This window comes from Mycobacterium angelicum (assembly GCF_002086155.1).
GTDB classification, from domain to species: domain Bacteria; phylum Actinomycetota; class Actinomycetes; order Mycobacteriales; family Mycobacteriaceae; genus Mycobacterium; species Mycobacterium angelicum.
Genome location: NZ_MVHE01000337.1, coordinates 1 through 376 on the forward strand (window position 1 = coordinate 1; position 376 = coordinate 376).

The window sequence follows — 376 nt, forward strand, 5'->3', positions numbered from 1 at the left end:
CTTCCACGGTCAGCAACGGCGGGCCCGGCGGGCCCGGCGGGCGGGCGCTGTTGTGGGGCCTCGGCGGCACCGGCGGCGTCGGCGGCGCCACACCGGTCGCCACCGGCGGGGTCGGCGGTGCTGCCGGTGCCGGCGGCTTGTTCGGAGGTCCGGGCGGCACCGGCGGCACCGGCGGATTCGGCGTCTTGCACGGTGGTCGCGGCGGTGACGGAGGCACCGGCGGGCTGTTTGGCGTCGGTGGCGCGGGCGGCACCGGTGGGGCCACCACTACGGGTGAGGGCGGGTTCGGCGGCACCGGCGGCTTGGGAGTGTTCAACACCGGCGGGGCCGGTGGCGACGGCGGTTCGGCCAACGGCGGCACCAGCATCGGCGGGGG

1 protein-coding gene is annotated in these 376 nt (G+C 79.0%); it reads left to right on the top strand.

Features of this window, described 5'->3' with window-relative positions:
* Window positions 1-376, top strand: a 376-nt coding sequence (locus BST12_RS32720) for a hypothetical protein (RefSeq protein WP_211281436.1), incomplete at both ends; no start/stop codon positions are given.